Annotated in this window: 19 protein-coding genes; 10 read left to right on the forward strand and 9 right to left on the reverse strand. The window is 69.3% G+C overall.

The window, feature by feature from the left end; all coding sequences use genetic code 11:
* The first annotated feature begins 37 nt into the window (after positions 1–37).
* From CP978_RS26155 to msrB, 4 genes are all read left to right on the forward strand, one after another.
* Positions 38–844, forward strand: a complete 807-nt coding sequence (locus CP978_RS26155) for a pyrimidine reductase family protein (protein WP_043444838.1) — start codon at positions 38–40, stop codon at positions 842–844.
* Positions 845–1,191: 347 nt separating this feature from the next.
* Positions 1,192–1,668, forward strand: a complete 477-nt coding sequence (locus CP978_RS26165; RefSeq protein WP_174498678.1) for an indole-3-glycerol phosphate synthase — start codon at positions 1,192–1,194, stop codon at positions 1,666–1,668.
* 130 nt (positions 1,669–1,798) lie between these two features.
* On the forward strand, positions 1,799–3,190 hold the full coding sequence (gene murC / locus CP978_RS26170) for a UDP-N-acetylmuramate--L-alanine ligase (protein ID WP_043444839.1): 1,392 nt from the start codon (positions 1,799–1,801) through the stop codon (positions 3,188–3,190).
* Positions 3,191–3,203: 13 nt separating this feature from the next.
* Entirely contained in the window at positions 3,204–3,611 is a 408-nt protein-coding gene (msrB, locus tag CP978_RS26175) for a peptide-methionine (R)-S-oxide reductase MsrB (protein WP_043449518.1), read from the forward strand.
* A 129-nt stretch (positions 3,612–3,740) separates the two neighbouring features.
* Here msrB and CP978_RS26180 read toward each other — a convergent pair whose 3' ends face one another.
* The 4 genes from CP978_RS26180 to CP978_RS26195 form a co-directional block, all read right to left on the reverse strand.
* Positions 3,741–4,514: a polysaccharide deacetylase family protein gene (locus CP978_RS26180; protein ID WP_043444841.1), complete on the reverse strand. Its 774-nt coding sequence runs from the start codon at positions 4,512–4,514 to the stop codon at positions 3,741–3,743.
* Between the two features lie 150 nt (positions 4,515–4,664).
* Positions 4,665–5,102 (reverse strand): hypothetical protein, encoded by a 438-nt coding sequence (locus tag CP978_RS26185; RefSeq protein WP_052454290.1) that lies wholly within the window; start codon positions 5,100–5,102, stop codon positions 4,665–4,667.
* Positions 5,103–5,212: 110 nt separating this feature from the next.
* The gene (locus tag CP978_RS26190; RefSeq protein WP_043444844.1) at positions 5,213–5,428 is read right to left on the reverse strand and encodes a DUF397 domain-containing protein; all 216 of its coding nucleotides are present in this window, start codon (positions 5,426–5,428) and stop codon (positions 5,213–5,215) included.
* Positions 5,425–6,336 (reverse strand): helix-turn-helix domain-containing protein, encoded by a 912-nt coding sequence (locus CP978_RS26195; RefSeq protein ID WP_052454291.1) that lies wholly within the window; start codon positions 6,334–6,336, stop codon positions 5,425–5,427. The genes CP978_RS26190 and CP978_RS26195 overlap by 4 nt, the downstream gene beginning before the upstream one ends.
* 142 nt (positions 6,337–6,478) lie before the next feature.
* Here CP978_RS26195 and CP978_RS26200 point away from each other — a divergent pair, with 142 nt between their 5' ends.
* From CP978_RS26200 to CP978_RS26210, 3 genes are read left to right on the forward strand one after another with little or no spacing between them, the layout of a single operon-like run.
* Entirely contained in the window at positions 6,479–6,985 is a 507-nt protein-coding gene (locus tag CP978_RS26200) for an ATP-binding protein (protein WP_227745450.1), read from the forward strand.
* A 27-nt stretch (positions 6,986–7,012) separates the two neighbouring features.
* Positions 7,013–7,270 (forward strand): hypothetical protein, encoded by a 258-nt coding sequence (locus CP978_RS26205; RefSeq protein WP_043444847.1) that lies wholly within the window; start codon positions 7,013–7,015, stop codon positions 7,268–7,270.
* Entirely contained in the window at positions 7,267–7,647 is a 381-nt protein-coding gene (locus tag CP978_RS26210) for a PIN domain-containing protein (protein WP_174498679.1), read from the forward strand. Before CP978_RS26205 ends, CP978_RS26210 begins: the two co-directional genes overlap by 4 nt.
* Positions 7,648–7,907: 260 nt before the next feature.
* On the opposite strand, the gene CP978_RS34990 is transcribed toward CP978_RS26210, so the two are convergent.
* Complete coding sequence (locus CP978_RS34990) at positions 7,908–8,051, reverse strand: hypothetical protein (RefSeq protein WP_158508348.1); 144 nt, start codon at positions 8,049–8,051, stop codon at positions 7,908–7,910.
* A 22-nt stretch (positions 8,052–8,073) separates the two neighbouring features.
* Between CP978_RS34990 and CP978_RS26215 the strand changes: the two genes are divergently transcribed.
* Positions 8,074–8,376 carry a type I restriction enzyme endonuclease domain-containing protein gene (locus CP978_RS26215; protein ID WP_227745650.1) on the forward strand — a complete coding sequence of 101 codons (303 nt, stop codon included), beginning with the start codon at positions 8,074–8,076 and terminating at the stop codon, positions 8,374–8,376.
* 61 nt (positions 8,377–8,437) lie between these two features.
* Here the strand turns inward: CP978_RS26215 and CP978_RS26220 are convergent, their stop codons facing one another.
* The 4 genes from CP978_RS26220 to CP978_RS35820 form a co-directional block, all read right to left on the reverse strand.
* Positions 8,438–8,653: a DUF397 domain-containing protein gene (locus CP978_RS26220; protein WP_043444849.1), complete on the reverse strand. Its 216-nt coding sequence runs from the start codon at positions 8,651–8,653 to the stop codon at positions 8,438–8,440.
* On the reverse strand, positions 8,650–9,585 hold the full coding sequence (locus CP978_RS26225) for a helix-turn-helix domain-containing protein (RefSeq protein ID WP_043449527.1): 936 nt from the start codon (positions 9,583–9,585) through the stop codon (positions 8,650–8,652). The genes CP978_RS26220 and CP978_RS26225 overlap by 4 nt, the downstream gene beginning before the upstream one ends.
* 212 nt (positions 9,586–9,797) lie before the next feature.
* Positions 9,798–10,409 carry a DUF6879 family protein gene (locus tag CP978_RS26230; RefSeq protein ID WP_043444850.1) on the reverse strand — a complete coding sequence of 204 codons (612 nt, stop codon included), beginning with the start codon at positions 10,407–10,409 and terminating at the stop codon, positions 9,798–9,800.
* Positions 10,402–10,671, reverse strand: a complete 270-nt coding sequence (locus tag CP978_RS35820; RefSeq protein WP_079162557.1) for a hypothetical protein — start codon at positions 10,669–10,671, stop codon at positions 10,402–10,404. Before CP978_RS35820 ends, CP978_RS26230 begins: the two co-directional genes overlap by 8 nt.
* A gap of 233 nt (positions 10,672–10,904) precedes the next feature.
* Between CP978_RS35820 and CP978_RS26240 the strand changes: the two genes are divergently transcribed.
* Positions 10,905–11,315, forward strand: a complete 411-nt coding sequence (locus tag CP978_RS26240) for a hypothetical protein (RefSeq protein WP_043444851.1) — start codon at positions 10,905–10,907, stop codon at positions 11,313–11,315.
* Complete coding sequence (locus CP978_RS26245; RefSeq protein WP_043444852.1) at positions 11,312–13,471, forward strand: tetratricopeptide repeat protein; 2,160 nt, start codon at positions 11,312–11,314, stop codon at positions 13,469–13,471. Before CP978_RS26240 ends, CP978_RS26245 begins: the two co-directional genes overlap by 4 nt.
* Positions 13,472–13,600 lie beyond the last annotated feature (129 nt).

Consider the following 13,600-nt stretch of genomic DNA (forward strand, 5'->3'; position numbering starts at 1 on the left):
GGTTCACCACTCTAAAGGCCGTGCCAGACTGCACGGCATGCGACGCCTGTTCCCTGTGACCGACGAGACAGCGGCCCGGCCCGGTGAGAGCGGCCCGGTGCCCCCGCCCGGCGACCGTGAGTGGACGCTGGAGGAGCTGGCCGGGGCGTACGCCTACCCCGAGCCCGCCGCCGGCCGCCGGGAGCCCTGGCTGCGCGCCAACATGGTCTCCACGCTCGACGGGGCCGCCCAGCACGACGGGCGTTCCCAGCCCATCTCCGGGGCCGCCGACATGCGGATCTTCGGCACCCTGCGGGGGCTCGCGGACGTCGTGATCGTCGGTGCGGAAACGGTACGGCAGGAGGGGTACCGCCCGGCCCGCGAGCGGGAGGCCTTCGCGGCGGCGCGGAAGGCGGCGGGGCAGGCCCCGGCGACCGCGATCGCCGTGGTGAGCGCGAGCCTCCGGCTGGACTTCTCCTGGCCGCTGTTCACCTCGCCCCGGGTGCCGACCCTGGTGCTGACCGGGGCGGCGGCACCGCCGGAGCAGAAGGCCGCCGCCGAGAAGGCGGGGGCCCGGGTGGTGATCGCCGGGGACGGCACGGCCGTGGACCCGGCGCGAGCCGTCCGCGCCCTCGCGGACCTCGGCATGACCCGGCAGCTCACCGAGGGCGGGCCCCGGCTGCTGGGCCAGATGATCGCGGCCGGGGTGCTGGACGAACTGTGTCTCACGGTCTCCCCGATGCTCACGGCGGGCGACGGGCAGCGGATCGCCGACGGCCCCGCGCTGACGGTCCCCCGGCGGTTCGCGCTGGCGTCGCTGCTGGAGGAGGACGGGTTCCTGTTCAGCCGGTACCGCCGCACCTGAGGCGGCACCACGGCGCGGCGCCGCGGGGGTGACTCGCCGCGACCGACTGCGGACGGGCACACCGAATCTCGCAGAACCTAGAGGTCGCGCGGATAGGTGGGGTGGAGGAAGGAGCGGGGCCGGGTGCGTGCAGCTGCAAGGCGGAGGATTGAGGCATGGCGGAGCCATGGTGATTGACGACAACGCCGCAGATGTGCGTGCCCGGCCCCGCGACGCCGCCCCACCTATCCGCGCGACCTCCTATGCGATCACAGGGCAGGATGGTTTCCGCAGGGTCTGTACGGCCCGCGGAGGAGAAGAGGCCCCTCGGGGGCCCTCGAAGGCTCGGAGAAGAAGGGGCGCCCGTCGTGTTCACGAGCGTACTGATGATCGAGAAGGCCCTCACATCCGCCGACGTGGAGTTCGTCACCACCTTGCACGGTGACGAGCAGGTGTTCTTCCACGTCCTGTTGCAGCCCCGCGGCGACCAGGCGGACCGGTTGCTGCGGGCGATCGACGACATCGCCCTGGGCGAGCTGGACGAGGCGGCACACGAAAGGGCCACCCCGGAGGGCAAGGACGCGGCGGCACTCGGGCAGCAGGCCCTGGAGGTCTCCCTGACCGCACTGCGCGCGGCGGGCCGCGAGGCCGAGGGCCGGCTGATCGAGGACCACCCGCTGGACGCGCTCAGGGCGCTGGTCGGCGAGGTCGGCGCGGACGAGGTGATCGTGCTGACCGATCCCCACTATGTGGAGGAGTTCTTCCACCGCGACTGGGCGTCCAGGGCCCGGCACAAGGTGGGAGTGCCGGTGCTGAAGCTGTTCTCGCACAGCAAGGCGTCCTGACCGGGCGGTCTCACGGGATCCGTCCGTCCGACCGGTCGGTGCCGCGTGATCCGGTGTTACGTGATCGGGGGCGCCACGGCATAGGCTGGTCCGCCGAAAGCCCGCCGTACCAGCACCTCAGGAGACACGCATGGCACCCGGCCTCCCCACCGCCATGGACCGACCCCATTTCATCGGCATCGGCGGCGCCGGAATGTCGGGCATCGCGAAGATCCTCGCCCAGCGCGGCGCCGAGGTGGCCGGCAGCGACGCCAAGGAGTCGCCGACCGTCGAGGCGCTGCGCGCACTGGGTGCGACGGTGCACCTCGGCCACGCGGCCGGGCACCTCGCCGCCGACGCCACCTGTGTGGTGGTCTCCTCCGCGATCCGGGCCGACAACCCGGAGCTGGCGCGCGCGGCGGAGCTGGGCATCCCCGTGGTGCACCGGTCGGACGCCCTCGCCCGGCTGATGGACGGCCTGCGTCCGCTCGCGGTCGCCGGCACGCACGGCAAGACGACCACCACATCGATGCTGGCGGTGTCCCTGACCGAGCTGGGCCTCGCCCCGTCCTACGCGATCGGCGGCGACCTGGACGCCCCCGGCTCCAACGCCGTGCACGGCGAGGGCGAGATCTTCGTCGCCGAGGCCGACGAAAGCGACCGCAGCTTCCACAAGTACGCGCCCGAGGTCGCCGTCGTCCTCAACGTCGAGCTCGACCACCATGCGAACTATGCGTCCATCGAGGAGATCTACGCCTCCTTCGGGACCTTCGTGGACCGGATCGTCCCCGGCGGCACCCTGGTGATCGCGGCGGACCACGAGGGCGCCCGCGAGCTGACCCGGCGGCTGGACGGATCGGTGCGGACGGTGACGTACGGAGAGTCGGAGGACGCCGACGTCCGCATCCTGTCCGTCGTCCCGCAGGGCCTGAAGAGCCGGGTGACGGTGCTCATGGACGGCGCGGAGCTGGCCTTCACGGTCTCCGTCCCCGGCCGGCACTACGCGCACAACGCGGTGGCGGCGCTGGCTGCGGGCGCGGCCCTCGGCGTACCGGCGGCCGAGCTGGCCCCCGCCCTCGCGGCGTACACCGGCGTCAAGCGCCGCCTCCAGCTGATGGGCGAGGCGGCCGGTGTGCAGGTCGTCGACTCCTATGCCCACCACCCGACCGAGATGACGGCCGACCTGGAGGCGATGCGGGCGGCGGCCGGGGACTCCCGCATCCTGGTGGTCTTCCAGCCCCACCTCTTCTCCCGCACCCAGGAGCTGGGCAAGGAGATGGGCCAGGCGCTCGCCCTGGCGGACGCCTCGGCCGTCCTGGACATCTACCCGGCCCGCGAGGACCCGATCCCCGGCATCACCAGCGAGCTGATCATCGAGGCGGCCCGGGCGGCGGGCGCCGAGGTGCAGGCCGTCCACGACAAGGCGGAGATTCCCGAGGTCGTGGCGGGAATGGCGAAGCCCGGTGATCTCGTTCTTACCATGGGCGCGGGCGATGTCACCGACCTCGGCCCGCGGATCCTGGACCGTCTCGCACAGCAGTAAGGGGTTGGCCTTCATGTCGTACGACGTAGAGAAGCCGGACGAGCAGTGGCGCGCGGAGCTGACCCCCGCCGAGTACGCGGTGCTGCGCCAGGCGGGCACGGAGCCCGCCTTCCGGGGTGAGTACACGAACACCAAGGCCAAGGGCGTCTACTCCTGCCGCGCCTGCGGTGCCGAACTCTTCACCTCGGACACGAAGTTCGAGTCCCACTGCGGCTGGCCGTCCTTCTTCGACCCGAAGGACACCGACGCGGTGGAACTCCTGGAGGACCGCTCCCACGGCATGCTCCGCACCGAGGTCCGCTGCGCCCGCTGCGGCTCCCACCTGGGCCATGTCTTCGAGGGTGAGGGCTACGCGACACCCACGGACCAGCGGTACTGCATCAACTCGATCTCGCTGCGGATGACGCCGGACGCGGAGTGACGCGGTAGTTCCTCTGTTTACGTGTTTACGGCCCTGACCCGGGAGTTCACCCGGCTCAGGGCCGTAGCCGACGTAGGCTCACGCGTCGGGTGAGGGCTACGCGACACTGGTGTCACCCGGGCGAGTGGCTCAGCGCACCGGGAACCCGAAGGAGTAGCCCTGCTCCTTGAGTCGGGGGAGGATCCGGCGCAGGGCCTCGACGGTCTGGGAGCGGTCGCCGCCCGCGTCGTGGAAGAGGAGCGTCGGCCCGTTGGGCAGTTCCCGCTCGACGGTGGCGACGATGGCGTCGGTGCCCGGCAGCTCGAAGTCCTTGGTGTCCACGTTCCAGCCCAGCGGGCGCATACCCCGGGAGGCCGCCAGCTTGCGGCTGTAGGGGGTGAAGGCCCCGCCGGGCGCCCGGTAGTACATCGGCCGTATGCCCCCGGACGCCTCGGTGATCATGCGTTCGGCGTCGAGAATCTGCTGCTTCTGGTAGGCCTCGGACTTGGTGTCCATGGTGGTGTCGTGCGACACCGTGTGGTCGCACAGCCGGTGCCCGGCCGCGACCACCTGCTTCACGAGGTCCGGATGCGCCTGCGCCTGCGTTCCCACCATGCAGAAGGTGGCCTTCACCCCGTACTCCCGCAGCAGCTCGAGCACCTGAGGGGTCCACACGGGGTCGGGGCCGTCGTCGATGGTGATGTTGACGCCGTGCTCCCCCTTGTCCGAGGCATGCACGATGGTCACGTCCACCGGCTTGATGTCACTGCCCGGCGTTGCCGACGCGGTCGCCCGCGGCGTCGGGCCGCCCAGGACACCGGCCTGCGCGGTCCACAGCGACGCACCCGCAGCCAGCACCGTCACCCCGAGCGCCGCCCCGGCCACCTTGACGTGCCAACCCCGCCCACCGCCGTGCCGTGCCATGTCCGCCCCACTTTCCCGCAGTTCCTCGCCGATCCTCGGTCGCCTTCCGACCACTTGCCAGGACGAGGGTCGACGGCCACGGGATGCGGCAGTTACCGATCGCGGACACTTCCGGGGGAGTTCGCGGACAACCAGGCAGTTTCGTTCGAATCAATCAATCAATCGGTCGTTCGTCCGCGCCGGCGCCTCCAGGGCCCGGCGGTCGGCATACGAGCACGCCTCACGCAGCTCGCGGGTGAGGTCGAAGCCGATCTCCTGGAAGACCCAGTCCGCGATCGTGACGGCGTCCGCCACGATCGCCGGGTCGGCGGCGATCTCCGGCCCGAGCAGGGACAGCCCGCCGTCGTTGGCCCCGTGGACCAGCGAGAGCGCGACCAGCCCCCAACGGGCCGCGCTGTCCTCCGGGTTCCGTGCCAAACGCTCTTTGACGTACCTGTACAGGTCAAGGACGGTGGGCGCGTCGTCACGAGGCAGTGCCTGGAGATCCGCCACGACGGCCTCCAGGGCATGGGCCATGCGTGCGGCGAACTCGGGGTGCCCGGTGTCCTCCCCGCACTGCCGCAGCCGATCGGCGAGTTCTTCGATCATCGGGCCATTCTGGATGGGCAGCGGTATCCGTCGCACCCGAAAATGCACCGATGGTGAGAGCCCTGCCGTCCGGCGGGGGCGGCAGGGCTCTTACGGGCGTGCGGGGTGCGTCAGGCGCGCTGTTCCGATGAGGTCAGCTGGACGAATCCCGTCCACGCCTTGCGGGAGACCGTGACGATCGGGCCGGTGATGGCCTTGGAGTCGCGGATGTGTACGGATGCCGCGGCGGTGGCGACCTCTACGCATTCGCCGCCTTCGGCTCCGCTGTAGCTGCTCTTGAACCAGGCGAGGCCGGACGCGGCGGTCGAGGACTCAGCGTTGTTCATAGCGATCCCAGCAACCCTTCGATGAGCTCCAGAGACTCTCGCGGACTGAGAGCCTGTGATCGGATAATCCCATAGCGAGCGCCGGCGAGAGCTGTTTGTTCCGGGTCGGTCTGGAGGGCGCTGGTTCCTTGCGCCTCCGCATACACGAACTTCTTGCCGTCCTTGCGTGTGACGATCGTGAACGGACCGTCTACGCCTGCGTTGTCTTCACAGTCGAGTGGCATCACCTGAATCACAACATTCCGCTTTTGGCCGATGAGGAGCAGATGCTCCAACTGCCCCCGTAGCACGTCCCTTCCTCCATATCGGTGTCTCAGCACCGCCTCCCCGATCACGAAGCTGAGGAGCGGGGCCGGTCGGCCGTCGAGGATGACCTGGCGGGCCAGCCGTGCTGCGACGCGTTGCTCGATGGTCTCCTCGTCCAGGATCGGGCACCGCATGGCCAACACGGCTCGCATGTACTCCTCGGTCTGCACCAGGCCGTTGAACACGAGTGTGCTGTACGAGACCAACTCCATGGCCTCTTTCTCCAGGGTCGCCATCCCCTGGAAGAACACCGGATACTGTGCCCGCTCCAACTGCTCCTTCCACAGGCACAGCAAGCCGTCCGCCCCGAGTTCGTCGTCGGCCCGCTCGATCGTCCGGGGCGTGGGGATCCGCCGTCCCTGCTCGAACGAGGCGATCGTGGAGGCCGAGTAGCCGAGACGTCTTCCGAACTCCTCGCGTTCCAGGCCCTGTCGCAGTCGCAGCGTCTTCATGGTCTGCCCGAACGCGACGACGATCCCTCGCCCGGTGTCGTCCTCAGGTCGCGGCCCGGCCGCCCCGTCGTCGTTCTCCCAGCTGTCCCCGAGACTCACGACCGCCCCCGCGCCGCCGTGACCGCGTTCCCCGGTCTCCGCCATGTGCATCACCGCCTCCTTGCCCCAACGCCCCCGCAAGGGACGCCGTCACGGCGCGCAGCGCCTACCGGTGCGGACGGTGCACGTACAACCGTCCCTGTCGCTGCGTCACCTCTGGTCACGCTACGCGACGGGCGGGACCGTGGTCGGTGTGTCGACGAAACCCAACAAACTCATCGGTATCGCCCAACCGGCCAGTCCCTGCGCTCCCGTTCCGTCGCCGGACCGCACCTTCGAGATGCGCTTCACCTCCACGCCCCGTGGGGCCCGCCTCGCCCGTCGTCTGGCGGCCGTTCGGCTGGACGCGTGGGGAATGCCGTACGGCACCGACGCGCATGACGCGATCGTGCTGATCGTCGCCGAGCTCACCGCGAACGCCGTGCAGCACGGTCATGTCGCCGGCCGGGACTTCCACTTTCGTCTGTGTGCCGAGCCCGACGGCCGGGTCGTGCGCGTCGAGGTCACCGACACCCGCACCGAACGGCTGCCCCGACGCCCCGCCGCCCCGGAGGGCGCCGCCGACGGCGAGGAGGAGGCCGGCCGCGGGCTGGTGCTGGTGTCGCACTTCGCCACCCGCTGGGACTGGCATCCGCGCGCGGAGGGACCGGGGAAGACCGTGTGGGCGGAGTACGTGTTTCCGGCAGGGGGCCGGCGATGAGGTCGTGGATCGACTGAGGAGGCCCATATGTCCGACGCCAACATCCGCATTCCCGCCGAAGCCCGCGACCGGCTGGCCCGGATAGCGTCCTCCGAAGGCATGTCTCTGCGAGGCTACCTGTCCCATCTCGCCGAGACCCTGCTCACCGCCGAGGAGCGCACCGCCCGCGCCGAGCAGGCGCGCGCCGCCCTGCGCACATGGAACGGCTACGACCCGAGTGCAAGCGAACAGGCCGAACTGGACGCCGAGCTGGACCGGCGGCTCACCGAGGCGGGGGTAAGGTGACCGAGGCTCTGCACTTCGTCCTGGACGAGACGGCGATGGTGGCGGCAGGACGGGGCAATGTGCTCGCCTCACGCCTGATTCATCGCGCGCATTCCGAGGTGGGCTGGTTCCTCTACGCCCCCGCATGCGCGCTGGTCGAGGCCGATCGCATACGGCCCGGTTCGGCGGAGCGCCTTGCCGCGCTCCCGGGGATCACCGTGCTCGACCTGGATCTGCCGGCCGCGCTCGCCATGGCCCGCGAGACGTCCTGGGCTCCTGCCCACACCCGGCACGCCGCCGAGCCGACCGCGGAACGGCCGAACGGGGCGGTGGTTGCCACCGCGGCCCCTGACGTGTGGAAGGGGCAGCCTGTACGAGTCCTCGACCTCGGCCCCTGAGTCGTTCCGGGATGGTGGACACCGCTGCCCCAGCCCGGTTCGCGCGTCGAGTGTCCCGACGTGGCCGGCGTCACCCGCTGAGGGCTACCGCCGTCCCCGAGACCGCGATGCCGGTGGCCGGAGTTGTCGGGACCTGTCGCTGGGTCCACGATGCCCTGCCGGCCGACACGTGGGTGAAGTTCTTTGTCCAGTGACAGGTTCCGAAAGGGCGGGCATGCGCAGGGAGGGCACGGAGGGGCCATCCCGCCCCGATTGGCTGTTCAGTCGCCGAGAGTGAACGCGAGGCCACCCGCGCGCAGATCGCCCTCGGTCTGGGTGAGCTCGCCGCGGTGGGAGACCTCGACCGTATAGCAGGGGAACTCGCAGCCCTGCTTCGTTTTCTGGCCCAGGCCCAGACTCCCCATCGCGACGCAGTTCGACCCGCCCCTGAACTGGCGCGAACTCGCCTTCTACGACGCTGTCGCCGACCACGGCACCGCCCGCTCCCTCATGGGCGACGAGGTCCTGGCCGGCATCGCCCGCGAACTCGTTACCGAGGTCTGCCGCCAGCTCAAGCCCGACTGGATCGCCCGCGAGTCCGTCCGCGCCCGCCTGCGCAGCACCATCAAGCGCCTCCTGGCCCGCAACAACTATCCGCCGGACCAGCAGAAGGAGGCCATCGACCTGGTCCTCCGCCAGATGGAACACTTCGCCAACGAGTGGTCCGAGAAGGGCGTTCCGGAGGACTGAACGTGAGAGCCCTGCCGACCCGACATGCGGGGTCGGCAGGGCTCCCACGACCGTACGAACGTCAGACGCGCTGCTCCGACGAGGCCAGCCCGATGAACCCCGCCCACGCGTCACGCGAGACGGTGAGCATGAGGCCGGCCCCAGCCTTCGAGTCCCGGACGTGCACAACTGCCGTGGCAGCCGCAACCTCTACGCATTCGCCGCCCTCGGTTCCGCTGTAGCTACTCTTGAACCAGGCAAGGCCGGAGGCGACGGTCGAGGACTCAGCGTTGGTCATAGCGATCCCAGCAACCTTTCGATGAACTCCGTTGACTCTCGCGGACTGAGAGCCTGTGATCGGATAATCCCATAGAGTGCGGCCGCCAGTACCCCTTGCTCGGGGTCGGTCTGCAGAGAGCCGATGCCCCGTGCCTCGGCGTACACGAACTTCTTGCCGTCCTTGCGCGTGACGACGGTGAACGGTCCGTTCACACCCGCATTGTCCTCACGGTCGAGCGGCATGACCTGGATCTCGACATTGCGCTTCCGACCGATCAGCAAGAGGTGCTCCAACTGCCCGCGCTGCACCGTCTTACCCCCGTACGGACGTCGCAGGAGCGACTCGTCGAGCACGAAACTCAGGAAGGGTGCGGGCCGACGATCGAAGATGTCCTGTCGGGCGAATCGTGCCGCCACTCGCTGCTCGATGGTCTCCTCGTCCAGAGGCGGACGCCTCATGGCGAGCAGCCCCCTCATGTACTCCTCGGTCTGAAGTAGGCCGTTGAGCACAGGCATGCTGTACGAGACCAGCTCAATGGCCTCCTTCTCCAGCACCGCCATCCCCTGAAAGAACACCGGATACTGAGCCCGCTCCACCTGCTCCTTCCACAGGCACAACAACCCACCGGCCCCCAGCACCTCGTCCGCCCGCTCGATCGTCCGGGGAGTCGGAATCCGTCTCCCCTGCTCGAACGACGCAACCGTGGACGCCGAATACCCGAGCCGCCGCCCGAACTCCTCGCGCTCCAGCCCCTCCCGCACCCGCAGAGTCTTCATGGTCTGCCCGAACGCGACGACGACACCGCGCCCGACCTCGTCCTCCGGTCGCCGTCCGGCGCCGTCGTCGTTCTCCCAGCCGTCCCCGAGACTCACGACCGCCCCCGCGCCGCCGCCGTCACGCTCTTCCGCGAGCGCCTCGGCGCCCGCCTCCACGCCCTCACGCTCAGCCATGTCCATCTTCACCGCCTCCTTGCCTCAACGCCTCCGTAAGGCAAGCCGTTACGGTGTACGGCTTCTGCTCGCGCGGGCGACGCGCACACAACCGCCCTTGTCGCTACGTCACTACTTGTCGCATCCGTGCTGTCGCATGCGGGCTGTCCGGTCACGGCTCGTCCCGGGAAGGCGCCGGGGGCGGGGCTCGGAGCTCCGAACGAAATGGGCGTTCAGTGGGCGACCGCGGGCGGGGCGAGGGGGAGGATCTCCCGGTCGAAGAAGTCGTGGAAGTCGTCTCCCCGCTCATACAGGGCGTCGAAGCCGGCTGACGTCTCCCGGATCAGTGTCCGATCGGTGAAGCGATTGGCTCCCGCTGCGTTCCCGTCATCGTCGTAGAGCACCTCGTACATGGCGACGTCCCCGAGAATCACCACCTCGGGGACAGGGCGGTCCTTCTCGATGTCCGAGATCTCGCGGGCATCGAGCACCCTGATGTTGTCCCCCAACTCCACGCGCAGACGCAGGACGAAGAGCTCCCAGTGCACGTAGGGGGTCACCGGGAACTCCACCACGCGAAGGCGACGCTCCAGAATGCCTAACCGTGCGGCGTCGCGGAACTGCCGTGCATAGACGTCGCGTTTTTCCTGAGTGAGGGACAGGGCGCGGTCCCATTCTCCGGCAGCGAAGGCTTCCCAGCTGGCGAACCCGCGTTCTTTGAAGTTCTGTCCTCGTTCGAGTTTGTTCAGATGGTGAATTCCACTCTCGTAGACACGGCGGAAATGCGCGTGATATGTGGGGCGGTCCATGCGTTCGAAGGTTCCGCTCGGGAAGGAGTCAAACATTCGGGATATCCGGTTTCGCTGCGATGAGCATGTTCCTCGGGATGACCACGATTCGTTCGTCCGCTCCGACGGATACTCCGACGGGCAGCTTTCCGCCCAGAGGTTGTGTGAGGTCACGCCCGATGATGGCAATGTCCCCGTTCTCGAGTTCCCAGATGTCGGGACAGTCGGGGTTGTCGGTCGTGTGCCCTAAATCCTGAGCTGATTTCCCTAGGCGCCGCTTGAATGTCGTGGTCGGGTCGGCTTCCCATGGCCTACTCATGGTCATTTCCCCCTCAGTCGGGTCGGAATCTCGCTACTTTAACATTGGGTATGTCGGCTCGGGTGTGTGAAAAATGGACACGCTGAAGATGGTGGGGCCTTTCCCTTGTTGTCCCGTGCGGCTCAAGAGTGCCATGATGAGAGGTCGCGAAGCGGCACAGTATCAAAATGCGGCAGACGCGGGTCATTCGGTATACAATACAAAAATTTGAATATTTTGGGCAGGGGGGAACTGTGGACCCGGAGACGGCATTACTCGCGCAGAGCGCGGGAGTCACACTGGTCACTTTGATGACGACCGACGCCTGGAACCGCACTCGGGAGGGCGTCACACGACTGTGGCAGCGAACGCAGCCACACAGAGCCGAGGCCGTCGCCGCCCAACTGACGGCCACTCGCGAAGACGCCCTGGCGGCCGGTGAGACCGGGGACCAGGAGACCCTCGGGGAACTGCATGCGGAGTGGCAGGCGCGGCTGAGACGGCTGCTCGCCGCCCGGCCCGGCGCCGCAGCGGAACTGCGTGGACTGCTCGACGAGCTCGACCCGGGCGGTGCGAGCAGATCCGCGATCACCCAGCACGCCAGTGCGTCGGGCAACGCCCGTATCTATCAAGCCGGGCGAGACCAGCACAACACGCAGCGATGACAGGCGAGATGGACGGCCACGCCGAGGGCCGTGGCCGTGTCTACCAGGCGTCGGGCGACCAGCACATCAGCGAGCACCACCACTACGGCGAACACGGCGATGGAGCGGTCGCGCCTCCAGGCCCCGACTCGGTCCGCCGTCCGGCGGTCGGCCGCCCTCCAGTCGTGCTGCGCGATCGCGCCGAGGTGTTGGAACGGCTGCTGGCGAGTGTGCGGACAGGGCAGACCGGTGAGGTCTACGTGCTGTACGGCATGGGTGGCTGCGGCAAGACCGCGGTCGCCTACACACTCTTTCAGCTGGCCACCGGCGAATGCGGCCGGGTCGGGCTGTGGGTCAACGCCGCCGACCGTGCGAGCCTGCGTGCGGGCATGCTCGCCGTGGCCGCCGACCGGGGCGCCGGTGACGGGGAGCTGCTGGCCGCCAGGAACGGACTCCGTCCTGCCGCCGATCTGGTCTGGCAGTATCTCGACCGCTCCGCCGAGCCCTGGCTGCTGGTGCTCGACAACACCGACCACCCCGAGATCCTCCGGGACGGCAGCTGGCTGCGCACCAGTCCTATGGGCACGGTCGTGGTGACCACGCGCCGTCCGGCCGCCCGCTGGTGGCCGGGGGCGGAACTGCAGCATATCGGCGTACTGCCGCGTGAGGATGCCGCACGGGTGCTGCAGGATCTCGCCCCGCACAGTGGCACGCAGCAGGAGGCGGCTCGGATCGCGGACCGGCTCGGTCGGCTGCCGCTCGCCCTCACACTGGCGGGCGGCTTCCTGTCCCAGCAAGTGCTCGACCCCTGGACGATGGAGACCTACGGGCGCCGTCTGGAGGAAGGAGGCGGAGTCGACCTCATCGACCAGGGAGCCGATGCCCTGTCGGAGGAGGACCCCCGGCACCTGGTGGGTCTGACGTGGCAACTGACACTCGACGCCTTCGAGGCCCGCGGCCTGCCCGAAGCGACCGCGCTGCTGAGGCTCCTGTCGCGGTTCGCCCCCGAGCCACTGCCGCTGTCCCTTCTCAGCCATGCCGAGATCAGCGGTGTCCTGCCGCGCGCCCGCTGCGAAACGGCCCTGAGAGCACTGCTGGACCAGTCGCTCACCGAACTGCTCGACGTCGGTGAGCGGTGCGTGACGAGCCACGCGGTGCTGCTCGACAGCGTCGTCGCGGCGACCCCTGCGAACGTGGTGCCGATGCTCCACGCCACAGCGGTCCGACTGCTCGACGCTGCCGTGCCCGAGGTACCCGACGCCGGTCCGTACGATCCGCTGCTTCGGCTGCTGGTGCCGCACGGTCTCGCCCTGCTGCGGCGCGCCGAGGACCCGTCGACATCGGCCGACGCACTGGCCGCGGTGACCAGGCTGTCCACCGCCCTGCACCGCACGGGGGACTACGTGTCCGCCTGGGAGACCGCCCGAGCCGCCGCAGACCTCGGTGAACAGCGACTCGGCGCCGAGCACCGGCTCGTCCTGGCCGCCGGCTCCAGGGCCGGCCGGGCACTCTTCCGGCTGGGCGAATACGTCGAGGCCGAACTCCTCCTCAGACGCCTTCACACGACTCAGGAGCGACTGTTCGGGGCTGACGACCCGGACACCCTGGACAGCCGTCACGGCCTTCAGCTGGTGCTCGGCAACGTCGGAGAACGCGATGAGGCCGTCTCGCTCCTCCGCTCCACGGTTGTCGGCAGGCGAAGGGCGCTGGGTCCTGCCCACCCGCTGACATTGCGCTCCCGTTCCAGTCTGCTGGTCCTGCTGTCCGCGTCCGAGAGCGTCGTCGAAGAAGACGGCGCCCTGCTCTCCCTGCCCACGGAATGCGTACGTTTCCTCGGTCCCGACCACACGGTGACCCTGGGCGCCCATCACAACCACGCCTGGGCGCTGTATCTGCTGGGCCGCTTCGACGAGGCCGAACAGGAGATCCGGCGGGTCACCGAGGCGTACCGGCGGCGCTTCGGCCCCGACCACCCGATCGCGCTCTCGGCGCAGCAGCTCTTGTCCCGGATCCGGGCCGCACGGGGCGACTTGGTGGCGGCCGGCGACATCATGGCGGATGTCGTGGCCCGGCGGGAACGCGGCCTGGGAGCCGATCACCCGTTCACAGTCGCGGGCCGGCGACTCCTCGGCGAGTTCACAACCGGGCTGGGGCGTCCGCCGGAGGCGCGCGGGTGAACGTCCCGGAGCCCAGGGGCGTCCGGACGGAGTGCCGCCACCGGGCCCTTGCACTCAGTCATGTCCATCACCGCCTCTTCCGCTCAACGCCCTCCGTTTGAAGACTGACCCCGCCCTCGCCCCCGTCCC

The sequence above is a fragment of the Streptomyces nodosus genome (assembly GCF_008704995.1).
Classification (GTDB): Bacteria; Actinomycetota; Actinomycetes; order Streptomycetales; family Streptomycetaceae; genus Streptomyces; species Streptomyces nodosus.

What these genes read in the sequence shown, in the direction of transcription:
- CP978_RS26185 (WP_052454290.1), bottom strand. Translation starts at nt 5,102, where the DNA reads ATGATCGAAGAACTCGCCGATCGGCTGCGGCAGTGCGGGGAGGACACC.
- CP978_RS26155 (WP_043444838.1), top strand. Translation starts at nt 38, where the DNA reads ATGCGACGCCTGTTCCCTGTGACCGACGAGACAGCGGCCCGGCCCGGT.
- CP978_RS26180 (WP_043444841.1), bottom strand. Translation starts at nt 4,514, where the DNA reads ATGGCACGGCACGGCGGTGGGCGGGGTTGGCACGTCAAGGTGGCCGGG.
- CP978_RS26245 (WP_043444852.1), top strand. Translation starts at nt 11,312, where the DNA reads ATGACAGGCGAGATGGACGGCCACGCCGAGGGCCGTGGCCGTGTCTAC.
- CP978_RS26195 (WP_052454291.1), bottom strand. Translation starts at nt 6,336, where the DNA reads ATGCACATGGCGGAGACCGGGGAACGCGGTCACGGCGGCGCGGGGGCG.
- CP978_RS26190 (WP_043444844.1), bottom strand. Translation starts at nt 5,428, where the DNA reads ATGAACAACGCTGAGTCCTCGACCGCCGCGTCCGGCCTCGCCTGGTTC.
- msrB (WP_043449518.1), top strand. Translation starts at nt 3,204, where the DNA reads ATGTCGTACGACGTAGAGAAGCCGGACGAGCAGTGGCGCGCGGAGCTG.
- CP978_RS26225 (WP_043449527.1), bottom strand. Translation starts at nt 9,585, where the DNA reads ATGGCTGAGCGTGAGGGCGTGGAGGCGGGCGCCGAGGCGCTCGCGGAA.
- CP978_RS26220 (WP_043444849.1), bottom strand. Translation starts at nt 8,653, where the DNA reads ATGACCAACGCTGAGTCCTCGACCGTCGCCTCCGGCCTTGCCTGGTTC.
- murC (WP_043444839.1), top strand. Translation starts at nt 1,799, where the DNA reads ATGGCACCCGGCCTCCCCACCGCCATGGACCGACCCCATTTCATCGGC.
- CP978_RS34990 (WP_158508348.1), bottom strand. Translation starts at nt 8,051, where the DNA reads ATGGGGAGTCTGGGCCTGGGCCAGAAAACGAAGCAGGGCTGCGAGTTC.
- CP978_RS26230 (WP_043444850.1), bottom strand. Translation starts at nt 10,409, where the DNA reads ATGTTTGACTCCTTCCCGAGCGGAACCTTCGAACGCATGGACCGCCCC.
- CP978_RS35820 (WP_079162557.1), bottom strand. Translation starts at nt 10,671, where the DNA reads ATGAGTAGGCCATGGGAAGCCGACCCGACCACGACATTCAAGCGGCGC.
- CP978_RS26205 (WP_043444847.1), top strand. Translation starts at nt 7,013, where the DNA reads ATGTCCGACGCCAACATCCGCATTCCCGCCGAAGCCCGCGACCGGCTG.